General features: G+C 43.6%; 19 protein-coding genes, 1 other RNA gene and 1 pseudogene. 17 read left to right on the forward strand and 4 right to left on the reverse strand.

Annotated elements, in window-relative coordinates; genetic code table 11:
• Positions 1 to 58 precede the first annotated feature (58 nt).
• Positions 59 to 283 carry a hypothetical protein gene (locus Bealeia2_RS00005; RefSeq protein WP_331255129.1) on the reverse strand — a complete coding sequence of 75 codons (225 nt, stop codon included), beginning with the start codon at positions 281 to 283 and terminating at the stop codon, positions 59 to 61.
• 183 nt (positions 284 to 466) lie between these two features.
• On the opposite strand from Bealeia2_RS00005, the gene Bealeia2_RS00010 reads away from it, so the two are divergent.
• The 7 genes from Bealeia2_RS00010 (at position 467) to Bealeia2_RS00040 (ending at position 5,762) form a co-directional block, all read left to right on the forward strand.
• Complete coding sequence (locus tag Bealeia2_RS00010; RefSeq protein WP_462346299.1) at positions 467 to 1,474, forward strand: integrase core domain-containing protein; 1,008 nt, start codon at positions 467 to 469, stop codon at positions 1,472 to 1,474.
• Between the two features lie 70 nt (positions 1,475 to 1,544).
• On the forward strand, positions 1,545 to 2,540 hold the full coding sequence (gene meaB, locus Bealeia2_RS00015; protein WP_331255131.1) for a methylmalonyl Co-A mutase-associated GTPase MeaB: 996 nt from the start codon (positions 1,545 to 1,547) through the stop codon (positions 2,538 to 2,540).
• Between the two features lie 109 nt (positions 2,541 to 2,649).
• Positions 2,650 to 3,630, forward strand: coding sequence for a sensor histidine kinase (locus tag Bealeia2_RS00020; RefSeq protein WP_331255132.1), 981 nt, complete (start codon positions 2,650 to 2,652; stop codon positions 3,628 to 3,630).
• A 64-nt stretch (positions 3,631 to 3,694) separates the two neighbouring features.
• Positions 3,695 to 3,791, forward strand: an RNA gene (gene ffs, locus Bealeia2_RS00025) — signal recognition particle sRNA small type.
• A gap of 22 nt (positions 3,792 to 3,813) precedes the next feature.
• Positions 3,814 to 5,061 carry a DNA polymerase III subunit gamma/tau gene (gene dnaX, locus Bealeia2_RS00030; RefSeq protein ID WP_331255133.1) on the forward strand — a complete coding sequence of 416 codons (1,248 nt, stop codon included), beginning with the start codon at positions 3,814 to 3,816 and terminating at the stop codon, positions 5,059 to 5,061.
• 5 nt (positions 5,062 to 5,066) lie between these two features.
• Positions 5,067 to 5,435 (forward strand): hypothetical protein, encoded by a 369-nt coding sequence (locus Bealeia2_RS00035; protein WP_331255949.1) that lies wholly within the window; start codon positions 5,067 to 5,069, stop codon positions 5,433 to 5,435.
• Positions 5,436 to 5,762, forward strand: coding sequence for a YbaB/EbfC family nucleoid-associated protein (locus tag Bealeia2_RS00040; protein WP_331255134.1), 327 nt, complete (start codon positions 5,436 to 5,438; stop codon positions 5,760 to 5,762).
• A 197-nt stretch (positions 5,763 to 5,959) separates the two neighbouring features.
• Here the strand turns inward: Bealeia2_RS00040 and Bealeia2_RS00045 are convergent, their stop codons facing one another.
• Positions 5,960 to 6,319: a hypothetical protein gene (locus Bealeia2_RS00045; RefSeq protein WP_331255135.1), complete on the reverse strand. Its 360-nt coding sequence runs from the start codon at positions 6,317 to 6,319 to the stop codon at positions 5,960 to 5,962.
• Between the two features lie 123 nt (positions 6,320 to 6,442).
• On the opposite strand from Bealeia2_RS00045, the gene Bealeia2_RS00050 reads away from it, so the two are divergent.
• The 10 genes and pseudogenes from Bealeia2_RS00050 to trxA all read left to right on the forward strand — a co-directional run bounded on the left by Bealeia2_RS00050 (position 6,443) and on the right by trxA (position 17,597).
• On the forward strand, positions 6,443 to 7,414 hold the full coding sequence (locus Bealeia2_RS00050; protein ID WP_422388038.1) for an IS701 family transposase: 972 nt from the start codon (positions 6,443 to 6,445) through the stop codon (positions 7,412 to 7,414).
• Between the two features lie 170 nt (positions 7,415 to 7,584).
• On the forward strand, positions 7,585 to 7,797 hold the full coding sequence (locus tag Bealeia2_RS00055; RefSeq protein ID WP_331255137.1) for a helix-turn-helix domain-containing protein: 213 nt from the start codon (positions 7,585 to 7,587) through the stop codon (positions 7,795 to 7,797).
• 66 nt (positions 7,798 to 7,863) lie between these two features.
• A complete protein-coding gene (locus Bealeia2_RS00060; protein WP_331255138.1) occupies positions 7,864 to 8,214 on the forward strand; it encodes a transposase in 351 nt (116 codons plus the stop codon).
• Positions 8,215 to 8,419: 205 nt separating this feature from the next.
• Positions 8,420 to 8,827: pseudogene (gene tnpA, locus Bealeia2_RS00065) on the forward strand (IS200/IS605 family transposase); the annotation flags it as partial.
• Positions 8,828 to 8,890: 63 nt separating this feature from the next.
• On the forward strand, positions 8,891 to 9,346 hold the full coding sequence (tsaE, locus tag Bealeia2_RS00070) for a tRNA (adenosine(37)-N6)-threonylcarbamoyltransferase complex ATPase subunit type 1 TsaE (protein WP_331255139.1): 456 nt from the start codon (positions 8,891 to 8,893) through the stop codon (positions 9,344 to 9,346).
• On the forward strand, positions 9,310 to 10,311 hold the full coding sequence (locus Bealeia2_RS00075) for an aminoglycoside phosphotransferase family protein (protein ID WP_331255140.1): 1,002 nt from the start codon (positions 9,310 to 9,312) through the stop codon (positions 10,309 to 10,311). The genes tsaE and Bealeia2_RS00075 overlap by 37 nt, the downstream gene beginning before the upstream one ends.
• Positions 10,308 to 11,033: a nucleotidyltransferase family protein gene (locus tag Bealeia2_RS00080; RefSeq protein WP_331255141.1), complete on the forward strand. Its 726-nt coding sequence runs from the start codon at positions 10,308 to 10,310 to the stop codon at positions 11,031 to 11,033. The genes Bealeia2_RS00075 and Bealeia2_RS00080 overlap by 4 nt, the downstream gene beginning before the upstream one ends.
• Positions 11,026 to 13,866, forward strand: coding sequence for a PD-(D/E)XK nuclease family protein (locus tag Bealeia2_RS00085; RefSeq protein ID WP_331255142.1), 2,841 nt, complete (start codon positions 11,026 to 11,028; stop codon positions 13,864 to 13,866). Before Bealeia2_RS00080 ends, Bealeia2_RS00085 begins: the two co-directional genes overlap by 8 nt.
• Entirely contained in the window at positions 13,863 to 17,195 is a 3,333-nt protein-coding gene (gene addA, locus Bealeia2_RS00090; protein ID WP_331255143.1) for a double-strand break repair helicase AddA, read from the forward strand. The genes Bealeia2_RS00085 and addA overlap by 4 nt, the downstream gene beginning before the upstream one ends.
• Positions 17,196 to 17,276: 81 nt before the next feature.
• Positions 17,277 to 17,597 carry a thioredoxin gene (trxA, locus tag Bealeia2_RS00095; protein WP_331255144.1) on the forward strand — a complete coding sequence of 107 codons (321 nt, stop codon included), beginning with the start codon at positions 17,277 to 17,279 and terminating at the stop codon, positions 17,595 to 17,597.
• A 165-nt stretch (positions 17,598 to 17,762) separates the two neighbouring features.
• Here the strand turns inward: trxA and Bealeia2_RS00100 are convergent, their stop codons facing one another.
• On the reverse strand, positions 17,763 to 18,185 hold the full coding sequence (locus Bealeia2_RS00100) for a hypothetical protein (protein ID WP_331255145.1): 423 nt from the start codon (positions 18,183 to 18,185) through the stop codon (positions 17,763 to 17,765).
• Positions 18,178 to 18,357, reverse strand: coding sequence for a hypothetical protein (locus Bealeia2_RS00105; protein ID WP_331255146.1), 180 nt, complete (start codon positions 18,355 to 18,357; stop codon positions 18,178 to 18,180). The genes Bealeia2_RS00100 and Bealeia2_RS00105 overlap by 8 nt, the downstream gene beginning before the upstream one ends.
• Positions 18,358 to 19,312 lie beyond the last annotated feature (955 nt).

Here is a 19,312-nt window from a genome sequence, read left to right on the forward strand (position 1 = left end):
TGGCTGTGGTGCATAAATCAGAGATAAAGGCGAGTTTAGGTGAGGTGTGAAAAAACGATCAAGTTGAGGGTCTGGCTTTGGGCATGCCAAGGGACGCCATGCGATTGAGGATCTGCACGACGATCTGAACTTCGACTTCTTGGCTTTGAAAATGTTTGGCTCTGAGTTTTCCTCCGGTGAGTGATTTGTAAGGGTGCATACTGTTCTCAGCCCCAGCCCAGCGACCGTAACCGGTGAGCTCTTGCCACTTGTGTTTTCCTTTGTCTTCTATACCGCTCGGCAATGAAGAAGCCTTGTTAATCAGAGGAGTTGCCCGAGTTCAGATAGAAGTGAGACAAAATTGGGAGGGATGGAGATGAGCTGAGCGCGCCCCCAAATTGCGCTGTAGCGAGGCTCATCTCCATTGCCACACCCAAACCAGGCCTCAAGAATAGGAAATGTAAAAAACCTATTGATGGAGGACTGGATGAGGATCCACGGATTACATAAAAATATGCATAGGCTTTATGCATACGCGCTTACACAAGACTGTTTGGACGTCTATCGCAAACGCTATGAAGGAGGTGTAAGGCTCTGGGAAAAGTTGAAAGCTGAAAACGTTTGCGATTCCACGTGCCAAGAAATTTGCGACATGTCCCGCGCAACTTATTATCGCCACAAGAAGATCCTGAAGGACCTTAACAAAGGGAGTGTTCCCCCTTCAAAAAAGCCACGAAATCTCAACAAACCGCGCTGGGGAGAGGCAGAACTTCAGCTTGTGAGAGTGTGCCGCGAAAATCCCACCTATGGCAAAGAGAAAATCGCCATCATTCTCAAGCGAGACCATGGGCAAATCCTGAGTGAAAGCACCGTCGGCCGTATCCTGACCTCCCTCAAAAACAAGGGGCTTGTGCAAAAATCACCCTCCGCCCTGAGAACAAAAAGAAAAAGACAATTTAAAAGCCATGCAAAGCCCTGGACATTTAAGGATTATAAAACGATGACGCTTGGTGAGCGGGTGCAGATTGACCACATGACAGTCACCAAAAATGGTATCTGTTTCAAGCGCTTACAGACTTGGGAAAGAGGCTCGAAATTTATCTATGCGAGTGTGTATGCCCCTACCAAGAGCTCAAGCGCCAAACGCTTCTTGCTTGAGTTTGTAAAGCAGGCCCCCTTTAAAATTCAATCCATTCAAGTTGAGGGAAGATCTGAATTTATGGCGGAATTTGAGGAAGCCTGTGAAGAACTTGGAATTTCGCTGATTGTTCTGCCCCCCAAAAAGCCCACCTGCAACGGAGGTGTTGATCGGGGAAATCGCATATTCCGGGAGGAATTTTACAACCAAAACAACCTCCTGGCTGATTCCATAGCTTCTATGCGCTTTGAGCTCTCTCAAGCTGTCTCAAAGTATAATTCTTATCGGCCTCATCGCGCCGCGAAAGGCCTCACTCCTATGCACTATATTCACTCTCATATTCTCGAGGCCTCTTGAGTCTCATTCTATATGAACTCCTACAAAAAAGATTATACCCCTCATTTTAGGTTCGTGATAAATTAAGTGCATGATTATTTCAGAGCTCAAAGATAATCTCGTGAAAGGGGATAGGCGCGCTATTGCACAAGCCATGACTCTTGTAGAGTCCTCGCGTCCTGAGCATCAACACAACGCCCAAGCACTCCTTGCAATGATTTTGCCCCTTACGGAAAAATCTTTTCGTATTGGGATTTCGGGTGCGCCGGGGGTTGGAAAATCCACATTTATTGAGAGCTTTGGCCGTGATCTCCTCCAAAAAGGGCATCGCGTGGCAGTTTTGGCTATTGATCCCTCGTCTACCCTTTCTAAAGGATCGATTCTTGCGGACAAAACCCGCATGGTGACACTTTCCCAAAGTCCCGACGCATTTATTCGCCCCAGCCCTTCTGGTGGAATTTTAGGCGGCACTGCGCAACGCACAACAGATGTTATTCGTATCGCAGAAGCGGCAGGTTTTGATATAATTTTGATTGAAACCGTGGGCGTGGGCCAATCAGAGCTTGCCGTTTATGATCTTTCAGATATGGTTCTGTTGCTTTTGGGACCGGCTTTGGGGGACGAACTCCAAGGGATCAAAAAAGGTATTGTGGAGATTGCTGATTTGATTGTCATCAACAAGGCAGACTCAGGTCTTGAGGAAAGATGCCTCCAGACAGCACAAGCCTATCGTGGTGCCCTAGAGATGAGTCGCCCACGTCTTCAATCCTGGACACCTAAAGTTGAGGTAATTTCTGCGATAGAATCCAAGGGGTTCCAAGCTCTTTTCAAAGATATTGAAGATTATAAAGTGGTTACCCAAACATCTGGGGAGTGGCAGACACGAAGGCAATCCCAAGCGCAGCATTGGCTTGAGGAGGAAATGAAAGCACTATTGTGGCAAAAAATTCAAACGGCGTGGGATGCTGAAATTCAAAAATCCCTTACGTTAATCAAAGACAAAAAATCCACCCCCTCTCAAGAGGCGCAAAGAATTATTTGTGAAAATGAGGGGGCACATTCAAGTATGAAGTCCAACACGGTATAAATTTTCCTTGAAGGTATCGAGAGGAGCGAGCCACTTGAGGAATTTTTGAGGGATCGTGTTTTTCTTTTCTTAATGGATTTTTAACCATTTTTGTGTAAGAATTGCTATCATGATTAAAAAAATGCTCAATAACGAATTTTTACTTATTGCGACAAAAATTGCAGCAATAATTCTGATTATCGAATTATTAATTATGTATGTTTTGTCATTTTTCGAAGGGCAACTCAGCCCCACTTTTGAGATGCTGGTGGATCCTTTTACTCTCGTCCTCACTTCAACTCCCATTATCACTTACTATGTAATTTTGCCCTATATTCGCTATCGGGATAAGGTTGAAGTAACATTGAGTCATTTGAGTGAGGAGGCTTTGGCCGCTAATAAGGCCAAATCTGAATTTTTGGCAATGATGAGCCACGAACTACGGACACCCTTAAATGCCATTATTGGGTATAGTGAATTCCTCTCAGAGCAAGCTGAAGAAGACAATTTTCCAATATCGAGGGAGTTAAATCAAATTAATTCGGCAGGAAAGCATCTTTTGGCCCTCATTAATAATATTCTCGATCTCTCAAAGTTAGAAGCAGGAAAGACCGAAGTCTTTAAAGAAACATTTTCCCTTCAAGATATGGTTGTTAATGTGGCAAGCATGGTCGAAGCTTTAATGAAAATGAATCAGAATCAGCTTATTTTAGAAATCGATAAGAATCTGGGACTCATGCATTCAGATTTTGTCAAAATTCGACAAAACCTTCTTAATCTTCTCAGCAACGCTGCAAAATTTACGGAGAATGGAAAAATTGTTTTGACCGTCAAAGTTGAACCCAACGATTGGATCCTTTTTTCCGTTCAGGACTCAGGATGCGGGATCACATCCGAACAATTGGAAAAACTATTTAATCCCTTTATCCAAGCGGATTCTTCCACCACACGGAAACATGGAGGCACTGGATTGGGATTGTCTTTGTTCAAGCGCTACACTGAGCTATTGGACGGAACAACTTCCGTTGAAAGTATTCCAAATCAAGGCTCAACCTTTTCCATGCGGCTTCCCAGAGGGGACGTTGATGATATTTTGTTGAGCGAGGCTTGAGATTTTCCGGTTGTCCAATTAATTGTCTTGCCTTCCCCCCGGTGAAGTTTGCTATAAGGAGTGTGAGGAGTCGCTATGGGCGCTTTTCTCGCCAACCCGGTCAGATTCGGAAGAAAGCAGCCGTAACGAGTTCAAGGCGGGTCGTGGTCGGGCTCCTCACCTAACATTTAAGGATGATTTTCTGTGAGTCAGTCACAAACGCAAGAATCAACAGCATTGTTTCCTATAGAGGATGCGGCTCAGCCTTACCAAGTTCTTGCGCGCAAATACCGTCCAACAAAACTCAGTGAACTCATAGGTCAGGAGCTTCTGGCCACAGTCCTTCGCAAAGGTATTGAAAGCGGCCGTTTGGGTCATGCTTTTATTTTAACCGGAATTCGAGGAACGGGAAAAACCACAACGGCACGGATTATGGCGCGAGCACTTAACTGCACAGGCCCCGATGGAAAAAGCGGTCCCACGCCTGAGCCTTGCGGTATTTGTCCATCTTGTGTGGCGATTGCAACTGATCGCCATATGGACGTAATTGAAATTGATGCAGCCTCCCGCACCAGCGTTGAAGATATCCGGGAAATTATTGAAGCAGCACGTTATAAAGCCATTTCTGCACGCTATAAAATTTATATTATTGATGAAGTTCACATGCTTTCAAAAAGTGCATTCAATGCGCTTTTAAAAACGCTCGAAGAACCCCCTTCTCATGTGAAATTTATTTTTGCTACAACCGAAATTCACAAAGTCCCTCAGACAATTCTTTCGCGCTGTTTGCGATTTGATCTAAGACGCATTGATATTGAAACCCTCAAAACGCATTTTGCAGCTATTTGCCAAAAAGAAGGAATTGCCTTTGAGGAGGTGGCCCTTTTTCTAATCGCTCGCGCTGCTGAAGGCTCCGCCCGGGATGGTCTTTCCTTACTCGATCAAGCCATTACGCGTGCAACCAATGGAGAAACCCAGGCATATCTCAAAGCATCCGATGTGCAAGAAATGCTGGGACTTATGGATTTTGGACCGCTCTATGCACTTTTTGAAAATCTGGCGCAAGGTGAGATTCAAAAGGCCATCTCCCAATTACGCGAAATGATAGGACAGGGGGCAGACCCCGTGGCTCTTCTCAAAGATTTTATGAACATTGTACATCATTTAACACTTTTAAAAGCCACACCTGATTTAGAGCTTTTGAACGTACCTTTTGCAGAAGAAAAAGAGCGCCTAAGGGGTTTGTCACAAAATCTGGCGGTGCCCGCTTTGACACGCCTTTGGCAAGCTCTTTTAAAGGGTTATCAGGAGATTCTGAGCTCCCCCCATCCTATCCAGGCCCTTGAGATGCTTTTGGTGCGCATTTCGTATTTGTCGTCCTTGCCGCCTTTGGAATCCCTTATCAAAAATGTAGGCGGGCTTGAACCCGATGGCTCAAAAAAAAAGTCCTAAAACCCATTCAGACAACAACGTCCCTTGAAGATATTTGTAAGATTTTACATATTGCCCGCGAGCCTTTGCTGGAAGCGCATCTTGTCCATGATGTACATTTAGTTGACCTTCAAGACCATCACTTGATTTTACGTCTGACATCTAAGGCACCTTCTGATTTTACGCAACGGCTTGGAAAAATTCTTAACCATGCCACAGGTGCTATTTGGAAGATTGAAATTTCCAGCGAGATCGGTCAACTTACATTAGGTGAATTACGCGCGATTGCCCGTCAAAAGCGGATTGAGGACGCAAAATCATTACCCTTGGTTTCACAAGCGCTCAAGCTTTTTCCGGGGGCACACATTGATGACGTTATAGAAATGGAGAATTAAATGTTTGGAAATATTGGCGATTTAATGAAAAAAGCGCAAAAAATGCAAAAAGATATGGCAGACGTTCAAGACAAATTAGGTGAACTCACCGTTGAAGGATCCGCAGGCGGAGGCATGGTGAAGGTTGTGCTTTCGGGTAAGGGTGATTTGAAATCGCTTAAAATTGATCCCACTTTGGTGGATCCGAGCGAGATTGAAATGTTGGAAGATCTCATTATCGCAGCGGTTAATGATGGCAAGTCCAAAGCAGAAGCTTTGGGGGCTGAGGAAATGAAAAAAATAACAGGCGGGCTCAAGCTTCCCGGCGGCATGTCCCTTCCTTTTTGAGAGCTAGTTTCTTCTATTTGTGTTCCGCTCTTAACCTTTAGTCCCGGACTTGATCCGGGTCGCTTCAGGTTTTTTTGAAAAAGCTGTCATCAAAAAATGGCAAGAAAAATATCTTGGATATTAGATGGTTAGCATACATGCCCTTGCATCTCATCCTTGAATCCACGAACCATGTATTGAATGCAATAAATTTCTCTCTATCGGAGAAAATCACAGTCAAATCCTGGATAACTCTCACTCCCTTTAGAGGTGTCAAGCGTGGCTCCCTCTCCGGCGACGTATCCACATGCGTAATTTCCATCTGCGGTAGTTACTTTGCTTCTTCCAATTGTGCAACGTAACACACCACAATCGCAATTAATTTTTGCATTAACTCTCTGAAGGTCCCTCTGTGTGTTAGTACCTCCATAATTCATACCCCAGTGCCCTGTTTTCCCATCCGGGGTTTTACAGTAAACTATTTTGATCCCATCACATTTCCCTGCAGAGGTCATCCCCAGCTGAATCACGCATACAAGTGCAACTGCCGCGATATTTTTCATTGTTTCCTTTTTCATCAACCTGTCCCTTTCTTTTTTAATTTTTGATAAAGTTTAATTCTCATACACGAGTTACGCAGTTTGCAGGAGAAGAGAGAAGAGATAAGGTGAGAGGGAATATTTATTAAATGAGAAGAAATGATGTCTCGACACAAATGCACAAAATCACTTTATCGTTCATTTTTACAAGCCAGCAGTGTGCGCTATTCAGGGTTGGCACTTTCGGAGGTGTCACCGATTCCATTGTCGCATGACAGCGTCAATCGATGGTTGAGTTCTAGTGCATTGCGTCCGAGCGGAGTGTGGAATCTTACTCAATCTCTTATTAACAAGAAAGAACCTTGTTTTTTAGTATGTGACGATACAATTTTGGATAAAAATCGGAGCGAGAAGATAGAGCTTGTGCATTATCAGTATTCTGGGAATGCCCATGATGTTATTGCGGGGATAGGTCTTGTCAATTTGGTATGGCATGGCCTGAGGAGTCATGACTCTATTCCTGTTGATTATCGTATTTATGATAAAGCCAGCGATGGCAAAAGCAAGAATGACCATTTCAGGGAAATGTTAAAGCTGGCTCAAGACAGAGGGATAAATCCGGATGACGTGGTTGCAGACGCTTGGTACTCGAGCTTGAATAATCTGAAGGCCATTGAATCCATAGGCTGGACATGGGTGATGGGGTTGAAGAAAAACAGGAAAGTGAATCGTGGAGAAACTCTTGAAAAGCTGGACATTCCAGATGAAGGACTGAAAGTTCACTTACGCGGATATGGATGGATTACTGTTTTCCGGTTTGTTGCCAAAAACGGTCGCACGGATTATATCGGAACCAATAGGGATAATCCCTCTCGTGATCATATTGAACTGGTCATGAAATCGCGTTGGAAAATCGAAGTTTATCATCGGGAATTAAAGCAAACATGCGGTCTTGAACGCTGTCAGTCTCGCACGGGACGAGCCCAAAGAAATCATATATTTCTTGCCATTTCGGCTTGGATTCAAAGATTTAAAAGACGACTTGCTGGAGGCTTCTCTTTTTATCAGCAGCAGTGGGATGTTATTAAGCATGATATCTCTAGAGAAATAACAAAACTCATGTCTTTCGCTTAGATTCCCACCCTTTTGCTGCAAACTGCGTAACTCGTGTCATAATATACTGCACCAAATTTCTTTAAAATAAGTTAATTTTTTTCATTTTCAGAACTATACCGCTCGGCAATGAAGAAGCCTTATTAATCAGAGGAGTGAACGAAACAACCGTTGCGATTCAATAAAATTTTATGTATAAACAAGGCATGAAAATTGAACTGACAATTAAAGAAAAACAAGATCTAGAATTTCAGCACAGTAAAGAAAGAGATCGCCGTGTGGCTGATCGCATCAAAGCGGTTTTGCTAAATGCAGAAGGTTGGACTCAAAAACAAATCGCCCAAGCTTTGCGGATTCCCTATGAAACTGTTCAAGACCATCTCACTTCTCAAAACCCTCCTTGAGGATGAGCCGGTTGAGTTTACGGATGCCGTTCAATTTAGAAACCAGGAATGTTACCATTGCAGCCCATGAAACCATTGATAACAAAGCCATGGAAAAGCATTTTGCGGCTTTACGTAAGAAATATCCGAAGGCCCCAAAAATTCCCTTATACTATCAGCAAAGAAACAAAGCAGGCTGCCGAGGACTATGAAATTGTCCTGTATTATCTCCCTCCTTACAGCCTCAATTTGAATCCGATTGAGAGGTTATGGAAAGTGATGAATGAGTGCGTACGCAATAATTGTGTCTTTAAAAGTGCCACTGAATTTAGGAAAGCCCTTGACGAATTCTTTGCCAAATGGTCAAAAATCGCCAGCTCCAGGATAGACTGCATTAATGATAACTTTCAAATCCTCAATAAGGCACCTTCAAGTTAAAGGAGTAGATTGATTTACGAAAAGATTTGAAGCAATAAGTCATCCTCATGCTGAAATAAATTCAGCATGACGGTTTTGCGAATCGGGCCCCTCATTTATACGCGCGAAAAAACCACGGGGCTAGCCCCGTGGATGTAGCGCTCCCCCAAGCCTTCTTGCTATGATGCGAAGTATGCAGATAAGGAAGTAAGGACACTGCGCCTACCAATGTGAGTATCACCTGGTGATTGTGAGCAAATATCGACGGAAGATATTGAATGAAGGTAGTTTTGCGTATTTCACAGAAGTGATGAATCAGATAAGGGAGAAGATGCCTGAAGTCATCATCCTAACGATGAATCATGATAAGGATCATATTCACTTACACTTACACCTATCTATTCCCCCTAAGATAAGAGTTAGCGATGCAGTTCGAACCATAAAGTCCATGAGCGGCAAATTGTTGAAGAAAAAATTCGAGTATATGAGAAAAGCTTATTGGGGCGTGGATGGTATTTGGTCAGATGGTTATTTTGTATCCACAGTTGGGGTAAATGAGTACGCGATCAAGCGCTATATAGAGCATCAAGGGCAAGAAGACTTGGGGCAAGCGCAGCTTGTACTCGGCCTATAGGCCGACCGGGATACCACGGGGCTTGCCCCGTGGAGTGTTCACTTGAGAGTTGAAAGAAAACGAATGATCATAAATCTAACTACCGAAAATGAAACGGAAAACTTGGCAAAAGCGCTTGCCGAATGTGCGCACGTGGGCGAAGTTATTCTTCTTTTTGGAGATTTGGGCGTTGGGAAATCTACTTTTGCACGGGCATTTATTCGGGCTCTTACAAGCGAAAATGAGGATGTCCCCAGTCCTACATTTACACTAGTGCAAACCTATACTGCGCTAAGATTTCCGTTGTGGCATTTTGATCTTTATCGTTTGGAATCCCCCGAAGAAATTTGGGAATTGGGACTTGAGGAAATTTCTGAAGGTGTCGCCTTGATTGAATGGCCAGAGAAGATGGGACACCATATTCCAAAGGAATCCTTGCATCTTACCTTTGAGTATGGTGAAAAGGAGGGTGAACGACGACTTCAAATTGAGGCCCCTCTCTCATGGCACAAACGCATCGAGACATTGACTCAAACTTAAATACATTTTTAAAATTAAATGGCTGTAGCACGGCACTTTCCTTTGTAGCAGGCGATGCCTCACCTCGGACATATTATCGGGTTTCTTCCGAGGCGGAATCCCGGATCCTCATGATTTCAGAAGACGAGAAATCCAAAAATGATAGCTTTCTCAAAATTGCAAAAATTTTAAAGGCTGAGGGATTCCGTGCCCCTCAAATTTATGCTGAGGATTTTCAAAATGGATTTTATCTTCTTGAAGATTTAGGCGATCTGACTTTCAACCGAGCCCTTCAAGAGGGTATTTCAGAAAAAGATCTTTATCAATTGGGCATAAAAGGTCTCATTGAAATTCACAATAAATTTCAAGATAATTCTCATGAAATTCCTTCCTATAATTTTGATAAGTTTTATGAAGAAGCATCACTTCTGATTGATTGGTATGCGCCAGAAGTTTTGAAAAAACCCGTGCCTGAGGAAGCGCGAAACTCTTACAAAAGTCTTTGGAAGAATTTATATGACGCCCAACCGCACCTGCCTCAGACGCTTGTGTTGAGAGATTATATGGTCGACAATTTGATGTGGATCCCTGAAGAAATTGACATTCAAAAGCTGGGGATTCTTGATTTTCAAGACGCCTTGTGGGGGCCCATCACCTATGATTTGGTTTCCCTTTTAGAAGAAGTCCGAAGGGATGTGGATCCCCACATTGTCCAAAAGATGTTGGAAATTTATCTCACCGCCTATCCTTACTTCAATGTGGATGATTTTTATCACAGCTATTATTTATGGGGTGCCCAACGGAATTCCAAAATTATCGGAATTTTTATGCGTCTTGCCAAACGGGATGGAAAAACCAGATACATCGATTTTATTCCTCGCGTTTGGAGACTTTTAGAAAACGATCTCAACCATCCGGCATTAACTACAATGAAGAATTGGTTTGAGGAGAATCTTCCTACGCATTTGAGAGTGAGACCCTTATGACACCCTCTTCCGCCATGATTTTAGCCGCAGGAAAGGGTGAGCGCATGCGCCCTTTAACAAGCACGTGTCCCAAGCCTCTCATTGAGGTGGCTGGGAAAACAATGCTCGCGCGTGCTTACAAGCATGTTCAAAATGCCCACATTTTCAATTGCGTCGTTAATGCCCATTACCTAGGATCTCAAATTGAATCCGCCGCTCAAGGGTTTGCCAAAATCTCCCATGAAGTTGAACTTTTGGACACCGCAGGAGGCGTTCTTAAAGCCCTTCCATTGCTCGAGTCCGATCCGATTTTTGTATTAAATGGCGATGTCGTTTGGATCGATGCAACATCCTCCTACCTGCAAAAGATGTCATTAGCTTGGACAACTGAGATGAAGTCCCTTTTAATGCTTGTGCCTAAAAATGAAGCTTATGGATACGAAGGTCGGGGTGATTTTTTCTTAGATGAGGCAGGTCGATTGCGACGCCCTCAAGTGGGAGAAGATGCCCCTTACATTTATGGCGGCGTTCAGATTATTTCCAAATCAGCTTTTGAAGGTTATGCAATCGCACCTTTCTCTTTTAATAAAATTTGGAATCAGCTGATGGAAAAAGGCCAACTTTATGGAGCCCCTTTTGAAGGTCCTTGGTTTCACATCGGGACACCAGAAGCTCTTGACTCCTATGAGCCCATTATTCGGCAACTCGAGGAGGATCTTCAAAGGCAAAGAGCCCATGGGTAAACTTTACAATATACCTTTAGGTCATCATTTTTTAAAAACGTTGGCTCGTGGTGTTTTAGAGGAATTTTCTTGTGATCCTTTGGCACTTTCCCAAGTTCAAATTTTATTACCAACACGGCGGGCTTGCCAAGAAATCAAAAATTGCTTTTATGAAATTCAAAGCGGAAAGGCGCTTCTTCTGCCTCGGATTTCGCCTTTGGGAGAAGTGGGGAGCGAGCCCAACCCGCTACTCTACCCCGACCTTCCTTCACCTGGGGATCTGCGTGTCATCCCTCCTCTCATGCGTCAAGGACTTTTGCTCCAATTGGTAGAACGTTTTCAAAAAGAATCTTTAAAAGGGGTCCTTCCTAAATCGCTCTCTTTAAAGCTGACGCAAGATCTCATCAGCCTCATTGATCAATCCCAAATTGAGCGCGTCCCTTTGGAGCGCTTACACGATATTGTGCCCGAAACTTACGCAAGTCATTGGCAAATCACCCTTGATTTCCTCAAAATTCTATTTGAGTCCTGGCCCCAGATTTTGCGAGAAAATCACTATATCGAACCTTATGCCCACCACTGGGAATCCACCGATCATTTGGTGCGTTTTTGGGCGTCAAATCCGCCAGCATTTCCCATTATTGCAGCAGGTTCTACAGGAACCATGCCCGCAACACGTCTTCTTCTTAAATCCATTTTGTCTTTTGAAAAAGGTCGAGTAGTTCTTCCCGCTTATGACAATGAACTCGATCCTGAGGTTCAAGTGGAAAATACCCATCCGCAAGTATCCCTAAGACGATTAACCCAAGAATTGGATCAAGAGATTTTGCTTTGGCCATGGCTGGAAGCTTTGGATCCTCTAACGGAAGCCCGTGCCACCCTTTTTCGCAAAATGGTGAATCCAAAGAATAACGCGTCTTCTTTCCAGAATGACAATTTAAATGCCCTTCAAAATCTCAATCTTGTGGAATGCAAAACGCTTTCAGAGGAGGCGCTCACCATTGCGGTTATTTTGCGGGAAGTTTTGGAAGACCCGGAAAAAGCCGCCGTTGTGATTACTGCAGATCAAGAGCTTGAACTCCGCATTCGTGCGGAATTAGAACGCTGGGGCATTGAGCTTCCTCTTTCAAAAATGCTCCGGACGGAGCCTGAGGGAATTCTCGTCAATCTCATCGGTGCTATTTCAAATGATCATTTTGATCCTATCGATCTTTTGGGATTTTTAAAACATCCTCATGTCCGATGTGAAGGGGATATCACAGCGCTTGAGAAAAATGTTTTCCGAACGATTCAACGTGATTGGACGTGGGAGATGTTGCTACAAGTTCAGGATGACAAGGGGGAGATCTTCCCGAGGGCCCTCACTGAAATCCTTTCGCCGCTTCTCAATTCCCAAAAGGAAATACACCCCCTTCAGAGATGGACACAGAAATTAAAATCCGTACTTGAAAAAATCGCGCCCGAATTTGAAGAGTCCACAGATTTCCAAAGGCTCTCCTTCTTTTTAAATCAGTTAGAGGCGGCGTCTTCTGGATTTTCAAATCTTTCTATGAAAGATTATTTTGAAATTTTGGATGAATTGATGGGGCGGCAAAGTCATCAGGAAAAAGGAGAAGGGCCTGCTCGCATTCAAATTTTGGGTGTCCTTGAGGCGCGTTTTACTAAATGTGAACTTATGATTTTAGCAGGATTAAATGAGGGCAGTTGGCCCCCCGAAATTCATGAAGATCCCTGGCTCAGCCGTCCCATGCGTGCCTCCATGGAATTTCCCTCGCCTGAAAGGCGAATTGGCCTTTCTGCCCATGATTTTGGAAGTGCTTTTTCCTCCCCTCAAGTCATACTGACACGCAGTCTCAGAAAAGGGGGAACCCCCACTGTTCCCTCTCGGTTTTTAAATCGCCTTGAAGTTACTTTGAAAGGCGAAGAATTAAGGATGCCACGGGATGAGTTTTATAAAACGTTGGCCCAGGAATTGGACTCTTCACACACTGCAATTCCACTTGAAGCAGGGGCGCCAACACCACCTTTGGCAGCCCGTCCCACCCAATTTTATGTGACTCATGTAGAGATGTTGAGGAGAGATCCTTATGCCTATTATGCCAGACATATTTTGAAATTAAGGCCATTTGATCCCATTAATTATCCTCCAAGAGCTGCAGATCGGGGAAATTTATTTCACAAAATTTTAGAGACTATTTTTACGTCGTCCCTCGATCTTTTGGATATGGGGGCGTGGGATCACATTCAAAATTTAGCAAAAGGGGAATTCGATAAAATCTCTCTCGATTCGACAACACGCCTTTTTTGGTGGAATCGTTTTTTACGATTTGGCGTCTGGTTTTTAAAAACAGAACGGGAGTTGCGCACACACTATCCCGAGCTCAGGACGCATGTGGAAGCCGAAGGTTCTATTACCTTTAAAACGCCTTTGCGGAGTTATACCTTAAAAGCCAAAGCTGATCGTTTGGATCTTTATCCTGAAGGACGGGTGGCTGTGATTGATTACAAAACGGGAGTTCCCCCCACATCACAAGATGTAGAATTAGGATTTGCGCCCCAACTTCCTCTTGAGGCCGCCATTCTTCAAGAAGGGGGGTTTGAAACTTTGGGTGTGCGGGAACCTTTATCTTTGGCGTTTTGGTGGCTCAAAAACACAGGGGCTGGAGGCGAGATTAAACATATTAAGGAAGATGCACCACTTTTGGCCATCCAAGCTTTTGATGGATTTTTCAATTTGCTTGAGTTTTATGAAGATCCCAATCAGGGCTATGCCGCAGAACCTTTACCTGAAAAAGCATTGCAATATAACGACTACGAAGGCGTTTCTCGCGCCAAAGAATGGAGGCGTGGATGAATCGACTCGCACTCAAAGCCCAAGAATCCCAACGCCAAGCTTCCCATCCTGAGGCCAATGTGTGGGTTTCTGCTTCCGCAGGATCAGGCAAAACGAAGGTTTTGTGCGATCGTATTTTGAATTTGCTTTTGGATGGGGTGCCCCCTCAACGCATTTTGTGCCTGACGTTTACGAATGCGGCTGCGGCCGAAATGGCCAATCGTTTGCAAGCGCGCGTTGGTGAGTGGGCAGTTGCCGGCGAAGAAAAACTCAAATGCGATATAGAGGCCCTTCGCGATGGCACTATTTTGCCCGATCATCTCATCCGTGCACGCACCCTTTTTGATGTTGTTCTTGAAAGTCCGGGAGGACTTAAAATTCAAACCCTTCATGGATTTTGTCAATCTCTTTTGAAACGTTTTCCTTTGGAATCAGAACTTCCTCCTCATTTTCAAGTCATTGATGAAATGGAGTCGACGCTTTTGTTGAAAGAAGCTCAACGTCATTTGTTTGAGAATCCTCCTCATAGTGATTTCAAAAACGCCCTTGCGTTTTTGCTAGAAGAAATTTCAGAAGTTTCCTTTCTCAATTTGTCCGAAGATATTCTTTCGGAACGCGGATTGTGGGAAAAATTCTTCCAAAAATTTCCCGATGTTCTGTCTCAAGAAGAGTCTTTTCAAACTTTACTAGGCATTCAAAATGAATCTCAGTTTTATGTTTCTTCTTTTTGGGCAAGGTGCGAAGACTGTAAAATCCGGGAAATAACGCATCATTTAAGTCAGGGGAGTGCCACCGAAACCAAACTGGCAGGCCACATTTTACAAGGGTTTGAATCAAAAGATTTCGATCTCTATCAAAGTGGGTTTCTAACCCAAAAAGGCGAAATTCGTGCCCGCCTTTACACAAAGGCATTTTCAATTGCACATCCCGATGCAGCCCAGTTTTTAGAAGATGAAGCACGACGTGTTTTAGGATTTCAAGAAAGCCAAAAGGTTTTCCAAACTTATAGACGCTCCAAAGCCCTTGCCATTTATGCCCAAGGACTGCTTGAGGCTTACCAAAGGGCCAAGAAAAAGAAATGTGTTCTTGATTATGGTGATCTCATTTTAGAAACTCTTGCCCTTCTCGAAGCCCCGGGCAGCGCTCCTTGGGTCCTTTATAAATTTGATGGTGGTGTGGATCACATCATGATTGATGAAGCTCAAGACACAAGCCCCTCTCAGTGGGAGGTCATCAAAGCCCTGACAGAAGAATTTTTTTCCTCCTCCCTCAACAAAACCCTTTTTGTGGTGGGCGATGAAAAGCAATCGATTTATAGTTTTCAGGGCGCCGATCCTGAGACGTTTTCCAGGATGAAATCCTTTTTCAAAGCGCGCGCACTTGAAAAAGAGAGGAACTGGACCAAGGTGGGGCTTGGAATTTCTTTCCGGTCAGCGCCCGCCATTTTGGAGGCTGTTGATGCCGTATTTCAAAATATGCCTCTCTTACCAACAGAGGCTTTAGAAGAAATTCGCCATGAGGCATTCCGCTCTCATATCCCAGGACATGTGGAAATTTGGCCGCTTGCACCTCAGGGAGAAAAAAGCGAATTTGAACCGTGGGATATTGGCGAAGATCGCGAAAAGTCACTTTTACCCCGTACGAAATTGGCGCAAAAACTTGCTCGAACCATTAAAAACTGGCTACAAAACAATCGTTGGATGGAAGGGCAAAATCGAGCCATACGCCCTGGTGACATTCTCATTTTAGTTCGCAAACGCGGTGCTTTTGTTGAGGACATGATACACTTTCTCAAGAAAGAAAGTGTGCCCGTTGCGGGAATCGATCGCCTAAAACTGCATGAACATATTGTGACGCAAGATGTCATCGCTCTTTTGGAATTTATGCTTTTGCCTGAAAATGATTTGGCACTTGCAACTGTTTTGCGCTCCCCCTTCGTGGGAATGAATGACGAGGATTTATTCGAACTGGCATGGAATCGCGGCAAGGCATCCTTGTGGGAGCGTTTGCAAATACCAAAATTTGAGTCTCTCTTTCAGACTCTCTCTTTCATTCGGGCACAATCTCAAAAGCGAACGCCTTATACATTTTTGATATGGCTTTTTGGCCCTTACAAAATGAGGAAAAAATTCGTAGCGCGCATTGGGCTCGAATCTCAAGATGCCTTTGAGGAAATCCTGGCCTTATCTTTGCGCCATGAAAAAGATCAAATTCCCACATTTCAAGGATTTTTAAATTGGCTTCAGGCTGGAGAACTTGAAATCAAACGAGACCTTGAGGAACAGAATGAAGTCCGCGTAATGACTGTTCATGGCTCAAAAGGCCTCCAAGCTCCCATCGTCATTTTGCCCGATACCACGCAAATGCCCTCCGATTATCCGCCCTTTTCCTTTGAAGAGAGCTGTGGTCTTCCTCTCTGGCTCTCCCCTCAAACCGAGATTTGTTCAACAGCCGCAAATGTAAAAGCTCACATTCAAGAAAAACAGTCTCAAGAATACCGGCGTCTTTTGTATGTTGCCATGACTCGTGCTCAAGATGAACTTTATGTGGCGGGTTGGGAGACGGGGCGCACGACTCCAGAAACTTGCTGGTATAATCTCATTCAAAAGGGCGTAGCGCCGTTGTCCGAGATGTTTCCTTTTGAAGGGGATGCACATTGGAAAGGTGACAGAAGCGTTATTTCAGGAACGCTTAGCGAAAAAAGAGGAGAAACCGTTTTCCATCTTCCCAAACCACAAATTCCCAATTGGCTATTTGAAAATTATGAAACACAAGAAAAGGGGTCTAAAACTCTGAGGCCATCCCTCGTGAAATCCTCAGAAATTACCTCCTCAAAAGCCATTCAAAAAGGAATTTTGGTCCATTCTCTTCTCGAGCGATTGCCTGAATTATCCCCCGAAAATCGAATCTCTCACATTGAGACTGTACTTATTCAAGAGGGCTATGCGGAAAAAGATCGCGCAAAACTTTCCTCACAACTTTTAGGAGTTTTAGAAAACTATCCTGATCTTTTTGGCAAAAATTCTCGAGGGGAAGTCCCTCTTTTTGGCCAAATAGGTGACTGTAAAATTTCAGGACAAATTGATCGCCTGATTATCAACCCTGATCATATTCAAATTATTGATTATAAAACGGCAACCACACTACAAACTCTTCCTGAAAATTATGTTGTCCAATTAGCAATTTATGCGCGACTAATCCAAGATATTTACCCAAGTGCTCAAATTCAATGCGGTATTTTATGGATAGAAATTCCAAGGTTAGATTGGGTTTCTCCTGAACTTTTACGTCAAAAACAAGCTGAAATTTTGGCACAAACTTCCGTTGACGAATGGTCCCTTGCGTCCTAAATTGTTAACACTTTTTTAATACATTTTTTATATGTTGGGCACTTGAAAGGCTAAGTGCCAAAATTCAAACGAGGGGTCATTATGTCTATTATCAAATCATCCGATGCTACTTTTAAAAGAGATGTTCTCGAATCTGCAAAGCCCGTTCTCGTTGATTTTTGGGCGGAGTGGTGTGGCCCTTGCCGAATGATTGCCCCCATTTTGGAAGAAGTTTCCACAGAACTGGGAGATCAAGCCAGCATCGTCAAAATCAATATCGATGATAATCCCGACACACCAGCGATGTTGGGCGTCCGCAGCATCCCCACATTAATGCTTTTCAAAGGTGGGCAAATGGTGGGCATGAAAGTGGGCGTTCAAAGCAAAACTGCTTTGACAGAATGGATCCAAGCCAGCGCCTGAGACGTCTTTTTCGATCGGTTCTGTCGCATCTTTTAAAAATGAGTGATAAATTTTTTCCTTTTTAAAAGTGATTGTTTTGGATTTATGAAGGCAGAAAATAAAAAAGCCCTGAAATCTGACTTCCAAGGCTTTTTTGGGTTATTTAGTCGACTCTGAAGAATTGTTTTAAACGCAGGCTAACGACCTAACCTGATGATTGTCCGGCTGAGTTATCCGCATTGAGATTGCTAACCAAAGCATAAAAAAGGATATGATCTTTCTCAGGATCATCCTCAAATTATGGCCAACGGCACACAACAGGGCGTTGAAGGCATCCACAAGGATTGCTTTGAGGAAATTTCGACGTAGGTTTCCATCAGCTTTCATGTGCCCAATATGATGTTCAATGGCCGATCTGCGTTTTAGGCGTTTCTTGATGGCTTTGGTGACACCTCTGTTTTGGCCAGACATGTAGATCTTTGTATCCATGACACGATGGCCCTTGTATCCTTTGTCCACAAACTCCTCAACAATCTTGGCTCCCCAGATTTCCTCTGCTTTTCTGAGGCTCTTGTTAAGCGTGTGTCCATCAAATTCATTCTCAGGCAATGCCAGATGACAATGCCAATCCTTGTTTGTGCGTTAAAACCAATGACACCTTACACCCAAACTCATAAGGTTTGGCGGCCTTGCCCTTTGCGATACAATAGGTTTCAGGAGCATGCAGACTGTAGAGTTTGTTGGAGCTGTCTTTCTTTTGGACAAGAAGTCGATTTGCCATGCCCAATAAATCTGCAAAGGTCTCCTTTAACTCCAGAGATCCCTCAGAGGAATTGCATGAAATAAGTGTTGTATTCTCTGGGTTTTCTATTGCCTTTCGACTAAAATCTGAGGTTTATAGTGGCAAAACAGATCATTTAGTATGGAATCTGCAAAGTCTGAAAACCTTGTAAGTCCTATAAAAATAGGAAAAAATTTTCATGCAATTCCCCTGATGACCACATAGGAAGCATCTCGATTTTTGACTTATCTTTATAGGGATGGATTTTATTCATGACTTGCACTCAACCCTAACGATTGATAAGACATTATCACTTCCTTACCAATCTGTTAAGACGCTGTTTCAGTTATTATTGGCAACAATCGAGATGCTTCCGCTATGGAATTTTAAAACCGGAGTCTCTTTTTCAACGTCTCTTCCTTGATCTGCAGGGCTTCAAACGCTATGCTTAACTCTCATCAACTAAAAAGGGGAAAGAGCCAAAATTCTTTCATTCTTTTTTAAGAATTTATGTGATACATTTCTTTGCAAAGGGAAACAGGGATCCCTTTAACAATATAAAAAACAAAAGGAAAAATTATGACTTACAAAAAAATAATTTCGATATTCGTATTCACAGGATTTGCGGCTTTTGCAGGCTCTCTTTCTGCAGGGACAACTCTTGATTGCAAAAGTGGTTGTGGGCAGTGTCCGGGGCTTTTAACGTGTGAAAGCGGGACGTTGGAACCTGCTGGCATTCTTGCAACGCTTGATCCAGTGTGTGTTAACGCATGCCGTTGCAAATGTAAATAATTGGCTCTTTGCCCTTTCTAGTTGATGTGGTGTTGAGGGAGAATAACAGGGGAATTGCATGAAAATTTTTGAGAAAGAAAGGGTGCAATAAAGGATGATAGTGATATCAACTACTACCGGCTAAAGCCGGTAGTTTGATAAACGCTTGCAAAGCAGAACAACG

Origin of the sequence: Candidatus Bealeia paramacronuclearis, assembly GCF_035607555.1 — a bacterium.
Lineage (GTDB): Bacteria > Pseudomonadota > Alphaproteobacteria > UBA9655 > UBA9655 > Bealeia > Bealeia paramacronuclearis.